Source organism: Achromobacter sp. DMS1 (assembly GCF_001270295.1).
The window spans coordinates 1-6,154 of sequence record NZ_LHSJ01000251.1 but is presented as its reverse complement, the minus strand read 5'-3'; the positions used below and the strand labels follow the sequence as shown (position 1 = coordinate 6,154).

Below are 6,154 nucleotides of genomic sequence, written 5' to 3'. Positions count from 1 at the left end.
GTTCCGCTTACCTCGGGTAACGCTTGCTGCGGGCGCAGCGGGTTCGCGCCCGTAGAATTTCTCCCACCGGCCTTTGCCGGAAGAAGGAGAACTTCATGCACCGCAAATTCGCTTCTGCCCTGCTGGCGGCGATCCTGGCGTCGAGCGGCGTCGCCGTGGCCCAGCCGGGCGGTCCGGGACCGGGCCACGGACAGGGAGGGCCTGCGGGAGGTCCGGATCACGGCCAGGCTTCGCGGCCCGGCCCTGCCGGCGGACCGCCGGGCGCGCCCGGCCACGGCCATGGCCACGACGCGGGCCCGAAACGCGGGCCATCGGGCGGACCGGGCCGCGGCCCGGCGGATCCGCCGCCGCAACACTGGTCCAAGGGCCAGCGGGTGCCCAGCCCCTACCGCGGCCCGCAATACGTCGTCAACGACTGGCACGCGCACCATCTGCGCCAGCCGCCACGCGGCTATCACTGGATCAGCGTCGGCGCCGACTATTTCCTGATCGGCGTCACTACCGGCATTGTGCTGGAGGCGCTGCTGGGCGGCCGGTAGGGCGGCCCATCCGTCCGCCTCGATAATGAAAACGCCAGGCGCATGCGCGCGCCTGGCGTTTTCATGTATGCAAGCCTTTCCGCGGGGCGGGCGCGCCTTTACCGGCGGATCAGGCCCATGAGCGCAGGCTGTGGTCCACCAGGTAGCGCCCGTGCCGGATGGCCGCGTCGACCGCCACGCGCGGAGACGAAGCGAAGCCGCCCGCGTCGTAGAGAGGAATGGAATAGGACTCCGCCGATTGCAGATCGCCCGAGGACAAGCCGACGCTGACGGTCGCCCGGAATCTGGACGCGCCTCCAGCCTCGTCCTGCGGTATGCGCACGACGCGCGCGATCAGTTTGTAGCCCTTGTACACGGTACTGTTGGCGTTCATGTGGTGCCTCCCACCTCGGCGCGCTTGCGCCGCACGGCGCGGCGCGCAAAATGGACGCGGCCCTCCTGGGAGGGCCAGGCGTCATCCGAGGATGCGTATGTTCGAAGCCTGCGGGCCCTTGGCCCCTTGCGTCCGCTCATAGCTGACGCGCTGGTTTTCCTGCAGCGTCTTGAAGCCCTCGCCCTCGATGGCCGAGGAATGCGCGAACAGATCCTTGCCGCCGAGTTCGGGCATGATGAACCCGAAGCCCCTGTGCTCGTCGAACCACTTCACGATACCCGTTTCCATAGCGTTTCCTTTCCTGAAATTGCGAGCCATTGCTCGGGATGACGATCAAGGAAGGAAAGCAGGCAATGGGCACGTCGCCGCACACGATCGAACACGATCACAACGCTTGAAGATCCGGTTCACTATGGGCGCATTGGCCCTGCGCGTCAATGGACGTTTCAAATTGAAGTGCCGGAACGCCGCCGCGGATCAGGCGCCCGCGGGTTCCGCCGCGTCGCGGATGGCGCAAAGGATGGATGCCTGCGCCACGAGCTCGTCTTTCACGAAGGCCTGGCCGCGATATTTGCACAGGGCCCGGCTCAGCCGCAGCGCCGCCACCTCGATGCGAAGCTGGTCGCCCGCGACCACCGGCTTGATGAACGAAGCATCGTCGATGCCCAGGAAGTAATACACTGCCTTGCCTTTGCCCGGGCGCTGCTGATCGCCCTCGTCGGCAAAGGAAAACAACGCGGCCGCCTGCGCCATGGCCTCCACGATGAGGGCCGGCGGCAGACCGTGCGCGCCTTGCATGTAGGGGTCCGAGACGGAGATGTTCTTGATCGCCGTGATCTTCTTCTGCGGAACCAGATCGATCACGCGATCCACGAGCAGCATCGGATAGCGATGCGGAAGCCGGTCCATGATGGACCGGATATCGAGTTGTTGCGTCACGACAGGGCTACTCCCGGAAAGCTGGGCATGCAAAAACTCGGGTATCCCGGGGATTTGGTCAGCCAAACGGGCAGTGTCACACAAAAGACGGACGCAAGCCACCGCCGGGCGCGGGCTGGCCGGCAAGAACGGCGCTCCGCTCGCCGGATGTACCGTCCGGCGCCGGCATGGCCAAGACGCTTTTTCGGCAAGGGTGCGCGTCAACGGGGCGCATCGCCCATGCGCGATGCGCCCCGGAAAAGGCGGCCTCCTCGGCAGAAACCGGCCTCTGCGGAGCGGGCCGGTCAGTTGCTGACGGCAATGCGCTTGACGCGCGACTGGGCCTGTTCGCTCTTGGGAAGCGTAACGGTCAGCACGCCGTTCTTGAAGCTGGCGTCAACCTTGTCTTCGTCGATGTCATCGCCGATCGGGATCACGCGCTCGAAGCGCCCGTAGTAGCGCTCGGAGAACTGCCGCGCATTGTCCTGCGATTCGGCGCGCTTCTCGCCGCGCAGCGTCAGCGCCCCGTTTTCGAGCAGGACCTCCACGTCCTTCTTCTCCAGCCCGGGCAGCTCGGCCGTAACGCGGATACTCTCGCCCTCGTCTGTCACCTCGATGCTGGGCCAGCCGCCGAACGCCCGTCCCGCGGGATAACCCATGTCGAAACTGCGGAAAACATCGTCAAACAGCCGATTCACTTCGCGGTGCAGGGACAGAAACGGGTTTTCCTCTTTGTCGCGATAAGCGGCAGGGGCCTGGGAGTTGCGGCCCCAAGGAATCAGATCACGTACGCTCATAATCTTTCTCCTATCGAATCGGCCGGGCCTCTGTCGGCGACAGCGCCCGCCTTTGACCAAAACCCCCGGCCGCCTGTCGGCCGGCCAGCGATGTAAATGTAGGTGCAGCGAAAGGAATTTCAAGAGGGGAAGCGGGCGGGCGACGGATGCGCGTCCGACGTAAACCGGGCGCCGACGCCTGCCCGGCAGGCCGCTCATTCAAGCGCCCGCCGGCACGATTTCCCGTGAACGAAAAAACAAACAAAAAAGCCGCCTGGTCATTGACTGGCGGCTTTTTCAGTTTGCCGTGCCTGGCGGCACTTGCAGGAATTTGGTAGGCGGTATTGGAATCGAACCAACGACCTCCACGATGTCAACGTGGCGCTCTAACCAGCTGAGCTAACCGCCTGCAAAGAAGAAAAATTATATATGGCTTTTTTGCGGTTTGCAAATCGCTTTGTCTTGTTTTGCCTTTCGACCCAGCGTTTCGCGTTGTGCGCCTGACTCGCGCCGATACCGCTGCAGCGACACTACCAAAACGATGCCACAAACACTTTTCTTCAGCCCGCATCGGCGTTTTGCACCGCCGAAACGAAGTCCAAAATTTTAGCAGAATTTTTTATGCCTGGGGAATCTTCCACACCGCTGCTGACATCGACCGCCCAGGGGCGGATGCGCCGGACGGATGCGCCCACGTTTTGCGCATTGAGGCCGCCGGAGAGAATCACCGGACGCGCCGCGGCATCGGCCAGAAGGCCGGCGAGCAAGTCATGGTCGAAGGCCAGGCCGCTGCCGCCGTAGCCGCTGCTGTAGCTGTCGAACAGCCAGCCCGATGCATCGCCGTAGGCGCGGCAGTGTTCGGCCAGGCCCGCGGCGGTATCCAGGCCCGGCGCGCCCACGCGGAAGGCCCGCAAGTAGCGGCGCCCGTAGCGCGCGCAGGCTTCGGGGGGCTCGTCGCCATGGAACTGCAGCAGATCGGGGCCGACCTGGTCGAGCACGGTGCGGACCTCGGTTTCGGAGGGATTGACGAAGAGCGCCACCACGTCCACGAAAGCCGGCACGAGGCGGCGCAGTTCGGCCGCGCGCGCGGGCGCCAGGCAGCGCTTGCTCTTGGCGTAGAACACAAAGCCGATGGCGTCGGCGCCGGCGGCCACGGCCGCTTCGATGTCGTTTTCGCGGGTGAGGCCGCAGATCTTGATACGGGTACGCATGTTTCTCTTGAGCGGCGCCGTCATGCGCGGCGCGAAAAGCCAGTATATCCGCCGCGCCGCGCTCAGCCGGACGAGGCATCCGGTCCCAGGCTCAGGCCGAGGTTGTCGAAGCTGGTCTCCGCGAGACGGAACCAGGGCGCCTGCTTGTCGCGAAAGCTCTTCATGCTCTCGTACAGTTTCTTGAACATCGGGTCTTTCGCGCCCAGCTCGTCGTAGAGCTGCAGGGACGCGTCGCGACAGGCCTGGAGCACAGGCCGCGGAAATGCCTTGAGCTGCGCGCCGCGCGAAACCAGCCTGTGCAAGGCGTCGGGATTTCCGGCGTCGTATTTGGCGAGCATGTTGCCGCTGGCCATGCGGCAGGCGAGCTCGAGCGCGGACTGATACGACTTGGGCAGCTCGTCGTAGGCATCCTGGTTCACGTAGAGCGAAAGCTGCAGCGTGCCGGCCCACCAGCCGGGAAAATAGTAGTTGCGCGCGACCTTGTAGAGCGCCAGCCCTTCGTCGTCATAAGGACCGATCCAGGCGACGGCATCCACCTCACCCTGCTCCAGGGCCGTGTAGGCGTCGGGCGCGTCCACGTCCACGGGCGTCGCGCCCAACCGCGCGAGCACCTGCCGCGCGAAACCGCCCGCCTTGACCTTGAGCCCACGGAAATCATCCGCCGTCTTGATCTCCGGGCGAAACCAGCCGCCCATCTGGGCGCCGGTATAGCCGCAAGGAAAATTGAGAATGTTGTGCTTGTCGAAGAGCACGCGAGTCAGGGCCAGGCCGTTGCCCTGGATCATCCATGCATGCATCTGGCGCGTGTTCAGGCCGAACGGCACCGCGCCATCGAAGCAGAGGGCGGGGTCGATGTCGAAATAGCGCGTAGACGCGGTGTGTCCGCAATCGGCGACCCGGTCACGCACCGCCTGCAGCACCTGCCCCGCCGGCGCGAGATCGCCGGCCGGAAAGATCTCGATCTGGAAACGCCCGTCGGTAACGTCGCTCAGGTAGCGCGCGACGTCCTCGGCGCCGGCGAACAACGTGGGCGACTCATACGGAAAACTCGACGCCAGGCGCCACGAAATGGACGGCGCGGTCTGCGCCACGACGGGCGCGGCCAGCGCCGCGCCGCCCGCCGCGGCGCCCAGGGCGGTCTGCTTCAGGAATGCGCGGCGTTGCATGGCAAGCCTCCGGGTGCGAGTCTGTAAAAGAGCGCGGCCCGCGGCAGCGCTCAGGATTGGGTGAAAGGCGACAACAGCGTCGCTGCGCCGTCGAGTTCGCGCAGGCCAAACTCGGGCGGATACTCGATGGCGGACAGGTACAGGCCGTCGGGAGCAAAGGTGGGCGCGCCCTGGCGCCGGTCGCGGGCGGCCAGGAGCTGCGTCATCCACGATACCGGTTCGCGGCCCTGCCCGATCTGCAGCAATGCGCCCATGATATTACGCACCATGTGATGCAGGAATGCGTTGGCCTGCAGGGTGAACACCAGGAACGGCCCCCGCTCCGCGATGTCCAGCCGGCGCAGGACGCGCACCGGATGGGCGGCCTGGCACTGCGAAGAGCGGAAGCTGGAGAAGTCGTGTTCGCCCAGCAAGACCTGCGCCGCTTTGCGCATGGCGTCCACGTCCAGGGGATGAAAGCTCCAGCCCGCACGTCCGGCCCACAGCGCCGGCCGCACCCTTCCCCTGAACAACAGGTAGACGTAGGTGCGCGACCGGGCCGAAAAGCGGGCATGGAAATCGCCCGATACCCGTTGCGCCCACTGCACGGAAATCGTGGGCGGCAGGAAGGCGTTCACGCCTCTTACCCAGGATTCCGTGCGGCGGTCCAGGGCCGTGTCGAGGTGTATGACCTGCATGGCCGCATGCACGCCGGTGTCCGTGCGGCCGGCGCAAATCGTGGGCACCGGGTCCGGAACGTCGCAAAAGCGGGCCAATGCCGCTTCCAGCGTATCTTGAACCGTTTGCCGATGCGGCTGAGTCTGCCAGCCTTGCCAGGCGGAACCGTCATAGGCCAGGCCCAGCGCCATCCTGCCGGTATTCAAACCCTCGGACCCCCGGCGTGGCGAGGCTCGTCCGTGGGCGGTTCGTCCAGGTCCAGATTGATGCCCTTGAGCTTGCGATCGAGCGCGGCCGCGTCCAGCGCCGGCTCGCCATAGGCGTAGGTTTCTTCGTCTTCGTCGCCGCGCCGCGTGCCCGCGCGGCGCAGCAGCCACGCAATGGCGAAGGCGACCAGCGCCAGCACTGCCGTCACGATGACGAGCAGATTGTCCGCCAGCCAGGATGGCATGCCGGAATCCTCCGTTTTGTTGATGGGCGGCGTGCCGGCCCGCGGCTGCTCCGCCGCGCCAGG

Annotated in this window: 8 protein-coding genes, 1 tRNA gene and 1 pseudogene; 1 reads left to right on the top strand and 9 read right to left on the bottom strand. The window is 65.7% G+C overall.

All coding sequences use genetic code 11. The features are described 5' to 3' along the window. Positions 1–95: 95 nt before the first annotated feature. Positions 96–539, top strand: coding sequence for an RcnB family protein (locus AD428_RS29135; RefSeq protein ID WP_082308538.1), 444 nt, complete (start codon positions 96–98; stop codon positions 537–539). A 109-nt stretch (positions 540–648) separates the two neighbouring features. On the opposite strand, the gene AD428_RS21470 is transcribed toward AD428_RS29135, so the two are convergent. The 9 genes and pseudogenes from AD428_RS21470 to AD428_RS21430 all read right to left on the bottom strand — a co-directional run. Beyond that, positions 649–912 (bottom strand): hypothetical protein, encoded by a 264-nt coding sequence (locus tag AD428_RS21470; protein ID WP_053246530.1) that lies wholly within the window; start codon positions 910–912, stop codon positions 649–651. An 81-nt stretch (positions 913–993) separates the two neighbouring features. Then, positions 994–1,200, bottom strand: a complete 207-nt coding sequence (locus AD428_RS21465) for a cold-shock protein (RefSeq protein WP_053246529.1) — start codon at positions 1,198–1,200, stop codon at positions 994–996. A gap of 189 nt (positions 1,201–1,389) precedes the next feature. Continuing rightward, entirely contained in the window at positions 1,390–1,851 is a 462-nt protein-coding gene (fabZ, locus tag AD428_RS21460; RefSeq protein ID WP_255352290.1) for a 3-hydroxyacyl-ACP dehydratase FabZ, read from the bottom strand. A gap of 284 nt (positions 1,852–2,135) precedes the next feature. Then, positions 2,136–2,627 carry an Hsp20/alpha crystallin family protein gene (locus tag AD428_RS21455; RefSeq protein ID WP_053246528.1) on the bottom strand — a complete coding sequence of 164 codons (492 nt, stop codon included), beginning with the start codon at positions 2,625–2,627 and terminating at the stop codon, positions 2,136–2,138. Positions 2,628–2,938: 311 nt separating this feature from the next. Continuing rightward, positions 2,939–3,015, bottom strand: a tRNA-Val gene (locus tag AD428_RS21450). A 151-nt stretch (positions 3,016–3,166) separates the two neighbouring features. Then, complete coding sequence (locus tag AD428_RS21445; RefSeq protein WP_053244951.1) at positions 3,167–3,817, bottom strand: phosphoribosylanthranilate isomerase; 651 nt, start codon at positions 3,815–3,817, stop codon at positions 3,167–3,169. Between the two features lie 62 nt (positions 3,818–3,879). Next, a complete protein-coding gene (locus AD428_RS21440; protein ID WP_053244943.1) occupies positions 3,880–4,983 on the bottom strand; it encodes a TRAP transporter substrate-binding protein in 1,104 nt (367 codons plus the stop codon). 50 nt (positions 4,984–5,033) lie between these two features. Further along, complete coding sequence (gene truA, locus AD428_RS21435) at positions 5,034–5,831, bottom strand: tRNA pseudouridine(38-40) synthase TruA (RefSeq protein WP_053244942.1); 798 nt, start codon at positions 5,829–5,831, stop codon at positions 5,034–5,036. A gap of 11 nt (positions 5,832–5,842) precedes the next feature. Next, positions 5,843–6,154: pseudogene (locus AD428_RS21430) on the bottom strand (peptidoglycan-binding protein LysM); the annotation flags it as partial.